Source organism: Sphingobium sp. BHU LFT2 (assembly GCF_018604485.1).
In the GTDB taxonomy this organism is placed as follows: Bacteria; Pseudomonadota; Alphaproteobacteria; order Sphingomonadales; family Sphingomonadaceae; genus Sphingobium; species Sphingobium yanoikuyae_A.
In genome coordinates this window covers 729,465-746,246 of record NZ_JAFCGW010000001.1, presented here as the reverse complement: position 1 = coordinate 746,246, position 16,782 = coordinate 729,465, and the positions used below count along the sequence as shown (strand labels likewise).

Below are 16,782 nucleotides of genomic sequence, written 5' to 3'. Positions count from 1 at the left end.
CTTTTTGCATCCCGATGTCGTGGCCTTCAGGTCGTGGTGACCTGCCCGCCACGGGCGCGCTGGGCATAGGGGCTCAGCAGCAGGACCATGCCGGCCGCCACCAGACAGATGGGGGCGCCGATCGCCAGGATGGCGGTGTAGCTTCCCGACATGTCGAACACGAAGCCGAAGGCCAGCGGGCCAAGGCCCATCGCGACCATCACTGCGGCAAACAGGGTCGAGAATATCTGCGCGAAGCTGCGCAGGCCGAAATAGCGACTGGTGAGATAGGCGAGCATGTCGACCTCCGCGCCAAGGCTGCCGCCCAGAAGCAGCGCGGCCGGCAGGAAGGCCCAGGTCGGCAACGGCAATGCCAGCAGCAGGAGGCCAAGGGCGGAAAGCGAGAAGAAGATCACCGCGATCCGGCGCGCGTCGAACTGATCGACCATGAAGCCGATCAGCAGGCGGCCGGCGAAGGCGGCCGATCCGAACAGCGAGGCGATCCACGCCGCCTGGCCTGCCGACACGCCACGATCCTGCAGCAGGGGGACGAGGTGGGGAATGAGCCCGTAGAGGACGAAGGCCAGCACCACGAAGATGCCGCCCAGCACCCAGAAATCGGCCTTGCGCATGGCCTCGCGGATGCTGTCCCCCTGTTGCGCGGCGCGCGCTTCCGGCCGGTCATGGGGGGCGTCATGCTCGGGCGCCTCATGGATGGCGAGCAGCACCAGCGGCAGGGTGCCCAGCAACAGGATCAGCGCCAGGCCCAGATAGCCCGCGCGCCAGCCCCAATGTTCGACCAGGGCCTGCGTGAACACGGGGACATAGGCGAAACCCAGCCCGGTCCCGCTGCCGGCGATGCCGATGGCGAGGCCGCGGCGATGATCGAACCAACTGGTGATGACGCGCATATAGGCGGTGCTATTGGTGCCGACCGCGATCGTACCCATGGCAATGTAGAGCGCGATGAACTGCCAATAGCTTTTCACGAAAGCCAGACCTGCCATCGACAGCGCTAGCAGCAGGATCGAGGGAATGAGCACCCGGCGCGCGCCAAGCCGGTCGATGATCCGGCCCGCAACAGGCAGGCAGGCGGCCGTGCACAGCATCATGATCGAGACCGCCGCACTGATCGCGGTGCGGCTCCAGCCGAACTCGATCGTCATCGGTTCCGACACGACGCCGATCGATGCGAGGCCGAAGGCTGCTGGGCCAGTCGATATGCCGAACAGGCTGATCGCGACGATCGAATATTCTTTGAAGCGCATAGGTTGCATGCCCAGGAAATCCGCTGCTGAAGAAGCTTGCTCAACCAGCATAGGCGCTCGCCATCATCCGTCAATATTGTATGACAATCATACTGAATGGGTTCGGCTGCACAAATGAGAGAGATGGCTTCAAGTTTAAGGGGCGCTAGGAGCAAGGCGTTCAAAGGGGGGAGCGAAGGCTCAGATTCTCAGTCGGGAATGTCATCCAAGGCAGTCTGCCCATGCGGCGATGAAAGCATCCGGACCTGTCATGTGGATATGGGTTGTTGCTCAGCCTCTCTCTGTGCCAGTTACCCGTTCGCACGGGTATCCAGCAAAACCGGCGATTGACCGAAAGCGCTAGAAAGCCGCCGTTTCCGGCGTTGCCTCATTCTATCCCGTTCATCCGGCTCCATTAGCGGAATGCGGAGCGGATGAGGTGTCGGAATGCTCAACGAAGCGCGGTTGTGCGCTGCACAATTCCGGGAAGGGATGGGCTGTTGGAGGCGCATCATCTCTGCCGCCTCCTTATGCCTGCGGGCTGCGGCTTTGGCGATATGATCGGCGAACTTCGTGTTTCAGCGATCAGCCCGATCCAGTCTGCCTGCAATCTGGAGCGCAGCAATGCTCGCTCTGGAGGAAGAGTGGGCTTGGGTTTATCCTAGTCGCTCAACCAATCGGCGAGAATCTCGCCCCGATGCCCTTCGGGGGCCAACGCCGCGCGAAAGGCCTCCAACATGGGCGGTAATGCCTGCGTGAAAGCGTAGGGCGGATTGACTATGAAGAGGCCCGCACCGTTATAGATGCCGGGTTGCTCGCTATCATATAGCCAATGCTCCACGCACAGAAATTTCGGGATGCTGAGCTTGCGCAACTGCGCCTTCCACCGCGCATGCGTGGCGTAGTCTTTCAGCGGAAACCAGATTACCGTCACGCCATGCGCCCATTTGCGCTGCGCGGCGGCGAGGGTGGCGGTGATGCGGGCGCGTTCGTCCGTCTGCTCATAGGGCGGGTCGACCACCACCACGCCGCGTGCGGTGCGGGGCGGCACCATGGCCAGCCACAATTCGTAGGCGTCGCGTTCATGCACGGCAGCGCTGGTCCCGCGCATCACGCCGCGCAGGGTGTAAGCGTCTTCCGGGTGCTTCTCGTTGAGGATCAGGACATCCTGCGGGCGCAAAAGCTGTGCCAGAAACCGCGGCGAGCCGGGGTAAAGCTGCGGCTCGTCCCCCACATTCACCGCCCGCACGGCGGCGCGATAGTCGTCCAGCAAGGGGTTGTGGTCGGCAAAGGCCCGCAGCACGCCCTGCGTCGCCTCGCCGGTGCGTTGAGCGGCATCGCCGCCAAGGTCGTACAGGCCGCAACCGGCATGGGTGTCGATCAGCGTGAGCGCGCCCGGCTTGTGCTGCAAGGCCCGTATCAGGGCGATCAACAGGCTGTGCTTGACCACATCGGCGCTGTTGCCTGCATGGAAGGAATGGCGATAATTCATCGTGTTTCAGATCCTGACGGCCTGCCTTTAGACGAGCTGCCGGACCTTCTGCAAAGCGAAGTTGTGGCCGGGCCGATATTATCGGGCGCACAAACCGAATGCGAGGTGATTGAAGCAGCCAATCCGGTGCCCGCATAGGGGCGAGCGGAGACCTGCAACTGGCTTCGGAACCAGGTCAGGCTCGCCCTATGTCGTGGATTGATAAGGGCGTGGCCACAGCCGCATCGGGTGCCGTGGCCACGCCCTTGGCATGGTCATGATCGGCCCGTCAGCGACCGCCGCCGTCATGGAAGCACGGCGATCGCCTGCACTTAGTCGACGGCAGCCGGTGTCGCGCGGACGGTGTCCTTGAGCGCGATACTGCTATCCGAAAGCCGGTCGATATCGATCTGCACGTCATTCTCGATGAGCTTGCGACCCTGGACATAGTCCTTGACGCTGTTCACGCAGTCGAGCGCGATGACTTTGCCATCCCTGAGATAGACGATCGAAAAGGCGCCGTCGGCGGGCGTGCCGCGCATCACTGTCTGGTCGAAGCCTGCGTTGATCCCGGCGGTCTGGAGCTTGAGATCATATTGGTTCGACCAGAACCAGGGGAAGGCGCGATAGGGCCGTTCGTCGCCGCAGATCGCCTTCGCCACGCAGGTCGCCATGTCATTGGCATTCTGGACCGATTCCACCCGCATCACCTGCCCGCCGGCAAAGTCGCAGGCGAAGGCGGCGCAGTCGCCAATGGCGTAAATATCGGGCAGCGAGGTGCGGCACCCGGCATCGACATCGACGCCATTGGCGCCCTTCGCCCCGGCACGGATCAGCGGCTCGACCGCCGGGATGATGCCAATGCCCACGATCACCGCCTGCGCGGGAATGCGCTCGCCATCCGCCAGCCGCACCGCCGTCACCTGACCGTCCGCCCCCTCCAGGCAATCGACCCTGGCATCCAGGCGCAGGTCGACGCCATGGTCGCGATGGACCTGCTGGTAGAAGGCGGACAACTCCTCGCCTGCCACCCGCGCCAGCACTCTTGGCAACGCTTCCAGCAAAGTGACCTTGAGGCCCATCTTGCTCAGCACGGCGGCCGCCTCAAGCCCGATATAGCCGCCGCCGATGACCACGATCTCGCGCTTGCCGGCATCGATTTCCGCCATCAGCGCGTCGCAGTCGGCGCGGGTCCGCACCGCATGGACGCCGGCCAGATCGGCGCCCGCGCAGGTCAGGCGGCGCGGATCACCGCCGGTCGCCCAAATGAGCTTGCCATAGCCAAGGCTGCGTCCGTCGGAGAGCGTCAGTTGCTTGCCGGCCGGATCGACCGCCGTCACTTCGGTGCCGAGCAGGAAGTTCACATCCTTTTCGGCCCAGAAGGCCGGGGGCCGGATCAGCAGCCGCTCGAACGCCTTTTCGCGCGCGAAATAATCCTTGGACAGCGGCGGCCGTTCATAGGGATATTCCGGCTCGCGGCCGACCACCATGATGGTCCCGGCAAAGCCGTTCTGGCGCAGCGCGATCGCGCATTGCGCGCCGCCATGGCCAGCCCCGACGATGACGATATCGGCCCGTTCCATCGCCATCACACCCGCTCCAGCAGCACGGCGAGGCCCTGGCCGACGCCGATGCACATGAAGGCCAGCGCATGGCGGCCACCGGTCCGATGCAGTTCCTCGACCGCCGACAGCGCAATGCGCGCGCCCGACATGCCGAGCGGATGGCCGAGCGCGATCGCCCCGCCATTGGGATTGACGCGCGGATCGAACGGATCGACGGCCAGGTCGCGCAGCGTCGCGATCGCCTGGCTGGCAAAGGCTTCATTGAGTTCGATCACGTCCAGTTGATCGACGCTCATGCCGTTGCGGGCGAGCAGCTTGCGCGCCGCCTCGATCGGGCCGGCGCCCATGATGCGGGGCGCGATGCCGGCCGCCGCCATGCCGATCACCCGAGCACGCGGCGTCAGGCCATGCGTCACCGCCGCCGCTTCCGATGCGACCAGCATCGCCGCCGCGCCGTCATTCAGGCCTGACGCATTGCCCGCCGTCACCGTGCCGTCGGCCTTCACCACCGGCGTCAGCTTCGCCAGCGCCTCCAGGCTGGTGGCGCGCAAATGCTCGTCCGCGTCGAACAGGATGGAATCGCCCTTTTTCTGCGGGATCGAGACCGGCACGATCTCGGCAGCGAAGCGCCCGTTCGCCTGCGCGCGCGCCGCCTTTTCCTGGCTGGCCAGCGCAAAGCGATCCTGCTCCTCGCGGCTAATGCCCCATTGTTCCGCGACATTCTCGCCAGTCTGGGGCATGGTATCGACGCCATAGGCGGCCTTCATCGCCGGGTTGACGAAGCGCCAGCCGAGCGTCGTGTCCTCGATCTTCTGGTCGCGACCAAAGGCGCTGCCGGCCTTGCCCAGCACATAGGGCGCGCGGGTCATGCTCTCGGCGCCACCAGCGATCAGGAAATCGGCGTCGCCGCTGCGGATCGCCTGCGCCGCCATGCCCAGCGCATTGAGGCCGGAGCTGCAAAGCCGATTGACGGTCACGCCCGGCACGGCCTCGCCCATGCCCGCCAGCAGCACCGCCATGCGCGCGATGTTGCGATTATCCTCGCCCGCCTGGTTGGCGCAGCCCAGGATCACATCGTCGATGGCCGACCAGTCGGCCCGTTCATTGCGCGCCATCAGCGCCTTGAGCGGCAGCGCCGCCAGATCGTCGGCGCGGATGGTCGCCAGCGATCCGTTGAGCTTGCCGATCGGGGTGCGGACGGCATCGCAGATGAAGGCCTGTGCCATGTGTCTCAGCTTTCCAGGAAAGAGGTGATGGCGCCCGCCAGCGCCTCGGGCGCTTCGAGCGGGGCCAGATGCGCGGCTTCCAGCGCCACATGCGCCGCGCCGGGGATGCGGGCGACCAGATGTTCGCCATGCCCCGCATAGGGCGTCGATATGTCGCGGGTGCCGGTGATAACCAAGGTCGGACAGGCGATGCCGCCGATCCGGTCGGCCAGGTCCATGTCGCGGATCGCCGCGCCGCAGCCGGCGTAACCCTGCGCATCCATCGCCAGCAACTGACGCCGTACCGCTTCATAAATGGCCGGCTCGGCGGCGTCGGACAGGAAGCGGCCCATGGCAAGATCGGCGATGGCGGCCATGCCCTCGCCCCGCACCCTGGCGATGCGGTCGTTCCAGGAGGCGCTGTCCATCGTCGCGGAGGTGCAGATCGGCAGCAGCTTCTCGACCCGCTCCGGCGTGCGCAGAGCCAGTTCCATGCCGACCATCCCGCCCAGCGAGACGCCTGCCACAGAGAAGCGATCGAAGCCGGCCGCGTCGGCCGCCGCCAGCACATCGTCGGCCAGCATGGCGAGTGCATAATCACCCGGCTCGGCGATCGACGCGCCATGGCCGCGCGCATCGATCCGCAACAGGGCAAAGCGATCGCGCAGATGGGGCAGCACGCCGTCCCACAAATCCATGTCGGTGCCGATGCTGTTCAGCAGTAGCAGCGCGGGCGCGTCATCCCGCCCGTCACGCTTCCAGTAGAGGTTCACGCCATTGCGCTGGATGAAAGCCATGCTCAATCCTCCGGCGCGATGGCGACGCGCAGCCCGTCGAGCGCGGCCGTCATCATGATCTGGCAGGACAGGCGCGACCGATCGCCGCGATGGTCGGAGGAATCGAGCAGATCATCCTCGTCGCCGCTGGCCGCGCCGACCGCGCCGGTCCAGGCCTCATCGACGAAGACGTGGCAGGTGGCGCAGGAGCAGCAGCCACCGCACAGCGCCAGCAGTTCGTCAAAGCCATTGTCGCGAATGGCTTCCATCACGGAGACGCCCTCACGGGCATCGATATTGGTTTCGTCCCCCGCGCGGTTGACGACGATCAGATTGGGCACGGTAAATTCCAGTCTTATGCGTTTTCGAGGATCGCCAGCGGCGCGCCGGTCTTCTCGATGACTTCGGCTTCGGTCACGCCCGGCGCCAGTTCGACAAGGGTGAGGCCGCCCTTCGCCCGATCGACGGCAATCACGGCGAGGTCGGTGATGATGAGGTCGACCACCGCCTTGCCGGTGAGCGGCAGGGTGCAAGCGTCGAGGATCTTGGGGCTGCCATTTTTCGACACATGGTCCATCACCACCACCACGCGCTTGACCCCCGCGACCAGATCCATCGCGCCGCCCATGCCCTTCACCATCTTGCCGGGGATGGTCCAGTTGGCGAGGTCGCCATTGGCGGCCACCTCCATCGCCCCCAGCACCGCCATGTCGATATGGCCGCCCCGGATCATCGCGAAACTGTCCGCCGAGGAGAAGAAGCTGCTGGTCGGCAGCGCGGTGATCGTCTGCTTGCCGGCGTTGATCAGGTCCGGGTCGGCTTCGCCCGCATAGGGAAAGGGCCCGATGCCCAGCATGCCATTCTCGCTTTGCAGCGTCACATTGACGCCGTCAGGCACATGGTTCGCCACCAGGGTCGGGATGCCGATGCCCAGATTCACATAATAGCCGTCGCGCAGTTCCTTCGCGGCGCGCGCCGCCATCTCGTCGCGGGTCCAAGGCATCAGGCGGTCTCCCTTTCACGAACCGTCAGCTTCTCGATCCGCTTCTCGTTGATGGTGGAAAGGACGATGCGGTCGACATAGATGCCGGGCGTATGGATGCAGTCGGGGTCGAAACTGCCCTCGGGCACGATTTCCTCGACCTCCACCACCGTCACCTTGCCGGCGGTCGCCATGTTCGGGTTGAAGTTGCGCGCGGTCTTGCGGAACATCAGGTTCCCGGCCGGGTCCGCCCGCCACGCCTTGATGATCGACAGATCAGCGCGCAGCCAGGTTTCGCGGACATAATCCTCGCCCTCGAAATTCTCGACCGGCTTGCCCTCGGCCACCACCGTGCCGACGCCGGTCTTGGTGTAGAAGGCCGGGATGCCGGCGCCACCGGCGCGGATGCGCTCGGCCAGCGTCCCCTGCGGGTTTAGCTCCAGCTCCAGCTCGCCCGACAGATACTGGCTTTCGAACAGCTTGTTCTCGCCCACATAGGAAGAAATCATCTTTTTGACCTGCCGGCTTTCCAGCAGCATCCACAGGCCAAAGCCATCGGCGCCGGCATTGTTGGAGATGACGGTCAGATCCTTCACGCCGCTCGCCCGGATTTCCGGGATCAGGCTTTCGGGATTGCCGGAAAGGCCGAAGCCGCCCGACATGATCGTCATCCCATCGAACAACAGGCCTTCCAGTGCGACCCGAGGGCTGTCGTAGATTTTCTGCATGTCTTCAGTCCCTTCAGCCGATATCGCCGCCCGCAACGGGCAAGACCGATCCGGTCACATAGCTGGCCTCGTCGGAGGCGAGGAAAAGGATGGGGGCAATCTGCTCGTCCAGCGTGCCGTAGCGCTTCATGAAGGCCGACGATGTCACCTGTTCCACCGCCTCGGCCATCCAGACCTGTTCTTGGCGGTTGTCGCCCTCGGCATTGCGCGGCACGCGGCGCGGCGGCGCGCTGGTGCCGCCGGGCGCGGTTGCGACGACACGGATGCCCGCCTCCGCATATTCCATCGCCAGTGCCTGGGTCAGGCCATTGATCCCGCCCTTCGCCGCCGAATAGGGCACGCGGCGGATACCGCGCGTAGCGTTGGACGACAGGTTGATGATCGTGCCCGCCCCCTGCTCCAGCATCGCGGGCAGGACCGCATGGCAGCAATAGAGGGTCGGCATCAGCGAGCGGCGGATTTCCGCGTCGATCTGATCCGGCTCGAACTGCGCATAGGGCCGCATGCGGATCGCGCCGCCGACATTGTTGATGAGGATGTCGATGCGCCCGAACGCCGCGATCGCCGCCGCCATCGCCTGTGCCGCACCCTCATAGGTTTCAAGGTCACAGGTGACCGAAATCGCCTTGCCACCGGCCGCCACGATCGCCTGCTCGACATCGGTCACGAAGTCCGCCCGGTCGACCAGCACGAGGCTGGCGCCCTCTGCCGCGGCACGGGTGGCGACGCCGGCACCGATACCCTGCGCCGCGCCGGTCACGACCATCACCTTGCCGGCGAAGCGTCCCTGGAAGATCATCGCCCGCCCCTCAGATATGATAGACGTCGATGACCTGATGAATATAGTCGTCCTTGAGGACGATCGTCTTCTTCAGGATCTTCGGCGCCGCGCCGCTGATGTCCAGCGTGACGAAGCTGGTTCCGAAAAACTGCTGCGTCTTCTGGTAGCGATGGCTCATCGTGTGCCAGTTGTAGCGCAGGTCGATCGCATCGCTCCGCGTCTCGATCACCTCGATATTCGCCAGGAAGTGCGAGGTGCGTGCCTCCGGCGTGCTCGCCGACGACCGTTCGGTCTTCAAGCGATAGACGCGATCCTCCAGCCCCTTGCGGTTGCCATAATAGATGAGCGAGATTTCGCTGTGCGGATCGGTGGTCAGCGCATCATCGTCGGTCCAGGCCGGCATCCAATATTCGCACTGTTCCGAATAGCATTCCAGCCATTCGTCCAGTTCGCGATCGTCGAGCAGCCGTGCCTCGCGATAGAGAAAGGCGCAGATATCCTGATAGGAGAGCGCCGCGCGCTCCGTGTCGAGAACCAGTGTCATTCTGCGGCCTCCATCATCGGCACGCCGGCTTCGCGGGCCATGCCGTCGAGCATGATCTGCGCCCAGAATTCATGCTGGCGCACGAACAGCCCTTCATCCTCGCTGCGCTCGCTCGACAGCAACGGGTTCATGCCCATCGCCGTCGCATTGCTGTCCGGCCCGGCGATCCAGCGGGTCGCACCACGGCTCAAGTCATTCCACAATTCGCCCGCGCCCTCATAGGCCGACTGGCAGCTGCGGAATTCCTCCAGATCGTCGGGCGTGCCCATGCCGGTGACGTTGAAGAAATCCTCATATTGGCGGATGCGGTGCGCCCGGTCTTCCGCGCTCTCGCCCTTGGGGGCGTAGCAATAGATGGTGACCTCGGTCGTATGCACGTCGATCGGGCGGACGACGCGGATCTGGGTCGAAAACTGGTCCATCAGGAAGACATTGGGGTAGAGCGCCAGATTGCGCGTCTGCTCCAGGATGAAGCGGGCCTTGTCCTCGCCCAGCCGCTCGACCAGCTGGTCCTTATAGTTCCAGACCGGCCGGACTTCGGGGTTCAGCACCTGGGTCCAGAGCAGGATATGACCATGCTCGAAGCCATAGACGCCGCTTGCCGGTGCCTTCGACCAGCCATTGGCGTCGACCGCCTTGGTCCCGCCCTCGGCGCGGCGGCCCATGGTCGATTGGTAATTTTCATGGACCGAACTGACATGATAGCCGTCGCAGCCATTTTCCATCTGCATCTTCCAGTTGCCATGGAAGGTGTAGGTGGAATTGCCGGTCAGCACTTCCAGACCCTCGGGCGCCTGATCGACCATCTGGTCGATGATGACCCTGGCCTCGCCCAGATGATCCTCCAGCGGCAGGACATCATGATTGAGCGACCCGAAGATGAAGCCGCGATAGCTTTCGACCCGCACCTTGGTCAGGTCGTGCGACCCTTCATGGTCGAAACTGTCAGGATAGGCGCCGGTGCTGGCATCCTTGGCGCGCAGCAGCTTGCCGTCGGTCTTGAAGCTCCAGCCATGGAAGGGGCAGACGAACAAGGGCTGGTTGCCACGCTTGCGGCGGCACAGCTTGGCACCGCGATGGGCGCACGCATTGACCACGCAATTGAGCCCGCCATCCTTGGCCCGCGTCAGGATCACCGGCGTATGGCCGATCCAGGTGGTGAAATAATCGTTCTTCTTCTCGACCTGGCTCTCATGGGCCAGATAGACCCAGTTGCTCTCGAAGATATATTTCATCTCCAGATCGAACAGTTCCGGGTCGGTGAAGACGTCGCGGCGGCAGCGGAAGATGCCGGTTTCCGGATCGTCCACGACCGCCGTTTCAACACGGTCGCGCAGGAAAGCCATGGGGCTGGTCATGATCCTCTCTCCTCTCAGGCCGGTTCCGTGACCGGTTCGACGGCATCCACCACCAGGCGCTTGCGGGTCGAAAAGGCCTCGTCGCCCTCGTCGTCCGCGCGCTGCAGATGGAAATCGAAGGCGATATGCGCGCTGTCACCCTGACGGTTAGGCACCGGCAGCAGCCCTTCGCGGGTGCCGAAGGCGAAATCGTCGGCAGCGAACGGATCATCGCCGAAGTTGATCTGGGTGGTCAGGCGGCGATAGCCCGGCGCCTCGATGAAGAAATGCACATGGGCGGGGCGATTGCCGTGCCGGCCGAGCGCCTTCATCAGCGTGTCGGATGCGCCGCCCGGCGGCACCGAATAGCCGTTCGGCATCTTCGACGAGAAGGCATAGGTGCCATCGGCCGCGATCTTGAGGCGACGGCGATTGTTGAACGGCGTCTGCGCGTGGGTCGGGTCGAAATGCGAATAGAAGCCGTGCGAGTCCGCATGCCAGACATGGACCAGCCCGTCCGTCACCGCCTCGCCATCCGGGCCGATGATGCGGCCGGTCATGTAGAGCGTGTCGGTATCGTCGGCATCGTCGGTCAGATAGGCGCCGCTCTCGACGATCGGCGCGCCCTCGACATAGAGCGGCCCTTCGATCGTGCGCGGCGTGCCGCCCGACTTGCCGGCCTCGGCATCCTTGGCATCCATATAGAGATCGATGAAATGTTCCAGGCCGACGCCCGGCATCAGCAGGCCCAGCTCACCCGCGCCCGCCGCGCCCTGCAGGAAGTTGACGGCGTTCCACACCTCATCCTCGCTGACGTCATAGCGGGCGATGACGGTCATGCAGGATTGGATCAGGTCGCGAACGATGCCCTTCATGCGGGCGTTGCCACCGTCGCAGTCCAGCCCCGCGACACGGTCGAGCAGGTTCTGGATTTCCGGTGTTTCTACGAAGCTGGTACCCATATTTTTCTCTCCTAAGCTTTGCGGTCTGTGTCGGACGATCAGCGATCATCCTCATGGATCGAGGAAGGATGGCGGCAGAGCGGCGTGATCTTCATCGTCATGAAGGGGTAGAGCGGCAGCGCCATCAGCGTGTCGTGCAGGGCGGCATTGCTCTCGACATCGAAGATCGAGACGTTGGAATAGAGGCCGACCTTGCGCCAGATGTGGCGCCAGGTGCCGGCCGCCTGCAGCGTCTGGAAATAGGCCTTTTCCGCGGCCTTGATCCTGGCGGCTTCCGCCGCATCGAAATCCAGCGGGATGTTGACGTCCATTTCGACCATGAACAGCATGGGTTTCAGGCTCCTGCGGTAACGGCGTGAAGAGCGGGCGACGTGCGATCGCGCCGGAAGAAGGCGAGCTTGTCCTCGTCAAAGGCGATGCCCAGGCCCGGCCCAGTCGGCACGGCCAGCGAGAAGTCGGCATAGCCGAGCGGATCGCGCAAAATATCCTCGGTCTGGAGCAATGGACCGAACAATTCGGTGCCCCAGGCAAGGTCCGGCAGGGTAGCGAAGACATGGGCCGACGCGACCGTGCCGACGCCGCCCTCCAGCATCGTGCCGCCATAAAGGCCGATGCCGGCCGCCGCGCCGATCGCGGCGACGTCGGCCGCGGCGAACAGGCCGCCCGACTGGGCGATCTTGAGCGCGAAGACGCTGGCAGCATGGGCCGAGGCGATCCGCATCGCGCTGCGCGGACCATTCAATGCCTCGTCCGCCATCAGCGGCACCGGCTGGTTCTTCGACAGGCGCGCCATTGCGGCGATCGCGTCGCCGGCGATCGGCTGTTCGACCAGGTCGCAGCCGACATCATGCAGCATGGCCATGCCGATCTTGGCCTGCGCCTCCGACCAGTTCTGGTTGACGTCGACGCGCACGCTGGCGCGGTCGCCTAGCGCCTTGCAGATGGCGCCGACATGGGCGACGTCATCGCGCACCTCGCGCTTGCCGATCTTCAGCTTGAAGATGCGATGGCGCCGGCGGTCGAGCATCTCCTCGCCCTCGGCGATGTCGCGCGCGGTATCGCCGCTGGCCAGCGTCCAGGCGACGGGCAGGCTGTCGCGCACCCGGCCACCGCCGATCAGTTCGGACACGGCAATGCCCAGCCGCTTGCCAGCCATGTCGAGCAGCGCGGTTTCGACCGCGCATTTGGCGAAATGATTGCCGCGCACGCAGCGCGCAACCTTGGCCATGGTCGCGCCGACCTGCGCCAGGTCGCAGGTTTCCAGAACCGGGATGATATAGGTGTCGATCGCCGACTTGATGCTTTCGGGGCTTTCCTCGCCATAGCTGAGGCCGCCGATCGTGGTGCCCTCGCCAATCCCCTCGACACCGTCGGCATCGGTCAGGCGGACGATCACCATCGATTGGGCGTGCATGGTCGCCATGGCCAGCACATGCGGGCGGATCGTCGGCACATCGACGATGAAGGTATCGGCGTGGCTCAATCCAGCCATTGCGGCGACTCTCCCAAATGCTTACGTTTCATGGGATAGCTATGCCTCGTCCGCGCCGGTTTCAAAGATCAATGCGGTCAAGGGGCCATACTCTGGAGGTATAAGTCAGTGATGGACCTGCGCCTCTTGCGCTATTTCGTGGCGGTGGCCGACGAAGGCAATTTCAACCGCGCCGCCGACCGGCTGCATATTGCCCAGCCGCCATTGTCCCGCGCGATCCAGCAACTGGAGGCGCATGTCGGCGCGCCATTGCTCGATCGCGCCAGCCGCCCGCTGCGGCTGACCGATGTCGGGCGCCTGCTCCACGCCCAGGCGCTGCAGTTGCTGGCGCGGATGGAGGATGTCGAGACGATGGTGAAGACCGCCGCCACCAGCCAGCGCCGCCGGCTTGTGATCGGCTTCGTCGCCTCGACCATCTATGCCCGCCTGCCCGAACTGATCCGCGAATTTCGCAAGGTCGCCGACAATGTCGAACTGGTCATGGTGGAAAGCACCACCCTGGAACAGATCGCTGCGCTCAAGGACGGACGCATCGATGTCGGCTTCGGCCGCATCCGGTTCGAGGATCCTGCCGTCCGTCGCATCATCCTGCGTAATGAGAAGATGGTCGCCGCCTTCCCGATGGACCACCCGCTGGCCCGCGGCGAAGGACCGATCTCGATCCGCGACCTGGCCGAAGAACCGCAGATCATCTATCCGCGCGCCCCGCGCCCCAGCTATGCCGACCAGGTCATATCGCTGTTCCGCGACCATGCGATCGAACCACGCATCGTCCATGAGGCGCGCGAACTGCAGATCGCCATCGGCCTGGTCGCGGCGCAGGAGGGGATGGCGATCGTCCCCGAATCGGTCCATCGCGCCCGCAGCCACGATGTTGCCTTTCGCGACCTGGTCGAACCGGCCACCTCCCCCATCATCATGAGCCACCGCCCCGGCGACCGTTCGCCCGAACTGGCGCTGATGGCGTCGGTGATCGCGCGCCAATATGCGCAATGGGGCTATGAGGTGCCGGCCGCCCTGACCGAGGAGCTTTGAAGCCACCCAACCGCCCGCCATACCCGTAGCGTATTTCAACGGGACTTAATTGGTATTTGGCGCCGCCCTGCATGTCCTTCACTTTCCGGGGAAATCATACCCATCAATAAGGGAGAGGAATCGATATGCAGGGTATCGATATAAATCGTCACATCGACGAAGCCAGGTTCGGAAACCTACATCTCAAGATCATCATTGCTTGCGCCATCCTGCTTATAGTCGATGGCTATGACGTCTTCATTTATGGCGTCGTCCTTCCACAGTTGATGGACCAATGGGGACTTAGCGCCCCGCAGGCCGGGTCACTCGCCAGTTGGGCCTTGTTCGGCATGATGTCCGGCGCGCTCTTCTTCGGTCCTCTGGGTGACCGGATCGGCCGCAAGACCTGCATCACCATCTGCTTCGCACTGTTCAGCGCCGCCACCTTCGTCAACGGCTTTGCCACGACGCCGACCATGTTCGGCGCGCTGCGCTTTCTCGCTGGCCTCGGCTGTGGCGGGCTGATGCCCAATGCGGTGGCGCTGACCAATGAATATGCGCCCAAGCGGATGCGCAGCACGCTCGTCGCGCTGATGTTCAGCGGCTATGCCGTGGGTGGCATGGCGGCGGCGGGCCTGGGCATCTGGCTGCTACCGCTATTCGGCTGGCAGGCGATGTTCTTTGCCGCCGCCGTGCCGCTCCTCCTCCTGCCGCTCGTCCTGCGCGGCCTGCCGGAATCGGCGGGCTTCCTCGTCCGGCAGGGGCGCCAGGAACAGGCCCGCGCCATCCTCCAGCGGCTGTCGCCCGGCCAGCGCCTCGACGGCCCGCTGCTCCAGCCGCAGGGTATCGCCGCCAAGACCAGCATCGCCGAGTTGTTCCGCCACAATCGCACGCTCGGCACGCTTTCGATGTGGCTCTGCTTCTTCTGCTGCCTGCTCATGGTCTATGCGCTCGGCTCCTGGCTGCCTCAGCTGATGCGCAGCGCCGGATACAGTCTGGGTTCCAGCCTGTCCTTCCTGCTGGCACTCAATTTCGGCGGCATGTTCGGCGCGATCGCCGGCGGACGCCTGGCGGACCGGTTCGGCCTGCCCCAGGTGGTCATCGCCTATTTCCTGCTCGGCGCGATCTGCATCAGCCTGCTCGGCCTCAACGGACCGATGCCGATCCTCTATCTGCTCATCTTCGTCGCCGGCGCGGGCACCACCGGCACGCAGATATTGCTCTATGCCAGCGTCGCCGATTTCTACGACCTGTCGGTCCGCTCGACCGGACTTGGCTGGGCATCGGGCATGGGCCGGGTCGGCGCGATCGTCGGGCCGATGCTGGGCGGCGTGCTGCTCGCGGCGCAACTGCCGATGACGCTCAATTTCGTCGCCTTCGCCATTCCGGGCCTCGTCTCGGTGCTGGCCACCCTGGTCTTCATGCTGAGCCGTCGCCAGCAGGTTGCCCGAGAAAACTACGCCCTGGCGGCGTGATCGGACCATCATGACTGCAAGCCAGACGGGCTGGATCCCGGCGATCATCGCCGGGATCATCGCCACCACCATATCTTATGCCGGCCCGCTGGTGATCATCTTCCAGGCAGCGCAGGGCCTTGAACCCGCCCTCGTCGCCTCCTGGATCTGGGCGATCTCGATCGGCAGCGGCCTGCTCGGCATCGCGCTCAGTTGGCGCTGGCGCGTGCCGATCGTCATCGCCTGGTCGGCGCCGGGATCGGCGCTGCTGGTGACGATGCTGCCGCAGACCGATTTCGCGACCGCGATCGGCGCCTATATCGCCGCCAATCTCGCAGTCCTGCTGATCGGCCTGTCTGGTGCCTTCGACCGGTTGATGCAGCGGCTGCCTGCCGCGATCACTGCCGCGATGCTCGCCGGCATATTATTTCGTTTCGTTATCGACATGATTGGCGCCGTGCCGTCCGCGCCGGTGATGCTGATCGCGATGATCGCCGCCTTCTTCGCCGGTCGCGTGCTGGCGCCGCGCTATGCCGTGGTCGCAGTGCTGCTGACCGGCGTCGCCATCACCGCGCTCAGCGGCGGCCTGTCCGGATCGATCGGCACACCGCACCTCACCATGCCGGTCTGGACGACGCCGCGCTTCGACTGGGCCGCGACCGCCAGCATCGCCGTGCCGCTGGCGGTGGTCGCGCTGACCGGCCAGTTCCTGCCCGGCATCGCCGTGCTGCGCGCCGCCGGTTACGACCAGCCCGCCGCCCGGCCGATCGTCTCGACCAGCGCCATCGCCTCGATCGCGCTCGCGCCGTTCGGCTGCCATGGCCTCAACCTCGCCGCCTTCACCGCCGCCATCTGCCTTGGCCCCGACGCCCATCCCGATCCCGCCCGCCGCTACATGGCCGGCATCGCGGGCGGCGTCACCTATCTCGTATTCGGCGCCTTTGCCGCCACCGTGCTGGCGCTGTTCGCCACCCTGCCCAAGACGCTGATCGCCGCGCTGGCAGGCCTCGCCCTGTTCCCGGTCGTCGCCAATTCGCTCAGCACCGCACTGCGCGCCGAGCAGAGACGCGACGCCGCCCTTGTCACTTTCGCTGTCAGCGCATCGGGCATGACGCTGGCCGGGCTCGGCTCCGCCTTCTGGGGCCTGATCTTCGGCCTCGCCGTCCACCTGCTCCAGAGCCTCGTCGCAAAACGGCCCGACCAGGCCACCGCATAACCAGAAAAACCCATATACCGGAGAGTATG

17 protein-coding genes are annotated in these 16,782 nt (G+C 64.8%); 3 read left to right on the top strand and 14 right to left on the bottom strand.

Annotated elements, in window-relative coordinates; all coding sequences use genetic code 11:
- Positions 1 to 26 precede the first annotated feature (26 nt).
- The 14 genes from JQK15_RS03665 to JQK15_RS03600 all read right to left on the bottom strand — a co-directional run bounded on the left by JQK15_RS03665 (position 27) and on the right by JQK15_RS03600 (position 13,069).
- A complete protein-coding gene (locus tag JQK15_RS03665) occupies positions 27 to 1,247 on the bottom strand; it encodes an MFS transporter (RefSeq protein WP_214863477.1) in 1,221 nt (406 codons plus the stop codon).
- A gap of 640 nt (positions 1,248 to 1,887) precedes the next feature.
- A complete protein-coding gene (locus JQK15_RS03660) occupies positions 1,888 to 2,718 on the bottom strand; it encodes a 23S rRNA (adenine(2030)-N(6))-methyltransferase RlmJ (RefSeq protein WP_214863475.1) in 831 nt (276 codons plus the stop codon).
- A gap of 311 nt (positions 2,719 to 3,029) precedes the next feature.
- Positions 3,030 to 4,280 (bottom strand): NAD(P)/FAD-dependent oxidoreductase, encoded by a 1,251-nt coding sequence (locus JQK15_RS03655; RefSeq protein WP_214863959.1) that lies wholly within the window; start codon positions 4,278 to 4,280, stop codon positions 3,030 to 3,032.
- A 5-nt stretch (positions 4,281 to 4,285) separates the two neighbouring features.
- Entirely contained in the window at positions 4,286 to 5,488 is a 1,203-nt protein-coding gene (pcaF, locus tag JQK15_RS03650; protein ID WP_214863473.1) for a 3-oxoadipyl-CoA thiolase, read from the bottom strand.
- 5 nt (positions 5,489 to 5,493) lie between these two features.
- Entirely contained in the window at positions 5,494 to 6,264 is a 771-nt protein-coding gene (gene pcaD / locus JQK15_RS03645) for a 3-oxoadipate enol-lactonase (RefSeq protein ID WP_214863471.1), read from the bottom strand.
- Between the two features lie 2 nt (positions 6,265 to 6,266).
- Positions 6,267 to 6,584 carry a 2Fe-2S iron-sulfur cluster-binding protein gene (locus tag JQK15_RS03640; protein ID WP_037522960.1) on the bottom strand — a complete coding sequence of 106 codons (318 nt, stop codon included), beginning with the start codon at positions 6,582 to 6,584 and terminating at the stop codon, positions 6,267 to 6,269.
- Between the two features lie 14 nt (positions 6,585 to 6,598).
- Entirely contained in the window at positions 6,599 to 7,246 is a 648-nt protein-coding gene (locus JQK15_RS03635; RefSeq protein ID WP_214863470.1) for a 3-oxoacid CoA-transferase subunit B, read from the bottom strand.
- Positions 7,246 to 7,953 carry a CoA transferase subunit A gene (locus JQK15_RS03630; RefSeq protein ID WP_214863468.1) on the bottom strand — a complete coding sequence of 236 codons (708 nt, stop codon included), beginning with the start codon at positions 7,951 to 7,953 and terminating at the stop codon, positions 7,246 to 7,248. Before JQK15_RS03630 ends, JQK15_RS03635 begins: the two co-directional genes overlap by 1 nt.
- Before the next feature lie 13 nt (positions 7,954 to 7,966).
- Positions 7,967 to 8,752 carry a benzoate diol dehydrogenase BenD gene (benD, locus tag JQK15_RS03625; protein WP_214863466.1) on the bottom strand — a complete coding sequence of 262 codons (786 nt, stop codon included), beginning with the start codon at positions 8,750 to 8,752 and terminating at the stop codon, positions 7,967 to 7,969.
- Between the two features lie 10 nt (positions 8,753 to 8,762).
- Positions 8,763 to 9,278 carry a benzoate 1,2-dioxygenase small subunit gene (gene benB, locus JQK15_RS03620; RefSeq protein WP_017499291.1) on the bottom strand — a complete coding sequence of 172 codons (516 nt, stop codon included), beginning with the start codon at positions 9,276 to 9,278 and terminating at the stop codon, positions 8,763 to 8,765.
- Positions 9,275 to 10,624, bottom strand: a complete 1,350-nt coding sequence (locus JQK15_RS03615) for an SRPBCC family protein (protein WP_214863957.1) — start codon at positions 10,622 to 10,624, stop codon at positions 9,275 to 9,277. Before JQK15_RS03615 ends, benB begins: the two co-directional genes overlap by 4 nt.
- A 26-nt stretch (positions 10,625 to 10,650) precedes the next feature.
- Positions 10,651 to 11,577, bottom strand: coding sequence for a dioxygenase family protein (locus JQK15_RS03610; RefSeq protein ID WP_097384394.1), 927 nt, complete (start codon positions 11,575 to 11,577; stop codon positions 10,651 to 10,653).
- Positions 11,578 to 11,615: 38 nt separating this feature from the next.
- The gene (gene catC / locus JQK15_RS03605) at positions 11,616 to 11,906 is read right to left on the bottom strand and encodes a muconolactone Delta-isomerase (protein WP_037511893.1); all 291 of its coding nucleotides are present in this window, start codon (positions 11,904 to 11,906) and stop codon (positions 11,616 to 11,618) included.
- 5 nt (positions 11,907 to 11,911) lie between these two features.
- The gene (locus tag JQK15_RS03600; protein WP_214863464.1) at positions 11,912 to 13,069 is read right to left on the bottom strand and encodes a muconate/chloromuconate family cycloisomerase; all 1,158 of its coding nucleotides are present in this window, start codon (positions 13,067 to 13,069) and stop codon (positions 11,912 to 11,914) included.
- A gap of 111 nt (positions 13,070 to 13,180) precedes the next feature.
- Here JQK15_RS03600 and JQK15_RS03595 point away from each other — a divergent pair, with 111 nt between their 5' ends.
- The 3 genes from JQK15_RS03595 to JQK15_RS03585 all read left to right on the top strand — a co-directional run bounded on the left by JQK15_RS03595 (position 13,181) and on the right by JQK15_RS03585 (position 16,753).
- Positions 13,181 to 14,104: a LysR family transcriptional regulator gene (locus JQK15_RS03595; protein ID WP_017499296.1), complete on the top strand. Its 924-nt coding sequence runs from the start codon at positions 13,181 to 13,183 to the stop codon at positions 14,102 to 14,104.
- Between the two features lie 125 nt (positions 14,105 to 14,229).
- The gene (locus JQK15_RS03590; RefSeq protein WP_214863462.1) at positions 14,230 to 15,558 is read left to right on the top strand and encodes an MFS transporter; all 1,329 of its coding nucleotides are present in this window, start codon (positions 14,230 to 14,232) and stop codon (positions 15,556 to 15,558) included.
- A gap of 10 nt (positions 15,559 to 15,568) precedes the next feature.
- On the top strand, positions 15,569 to 16,753 hold the full coding sequence (locus JQK15_RS03585) for a benzoate/H(+) symporter BenE family transporter (protein WP_214863460.1): 1,185 nt from the start codon (positions 15,569 to 15,571) through the stop codon (positions 16,751 to 16,753).
- Positions 16,754 to 16,782: the final 29 nt, after the last annotated feature.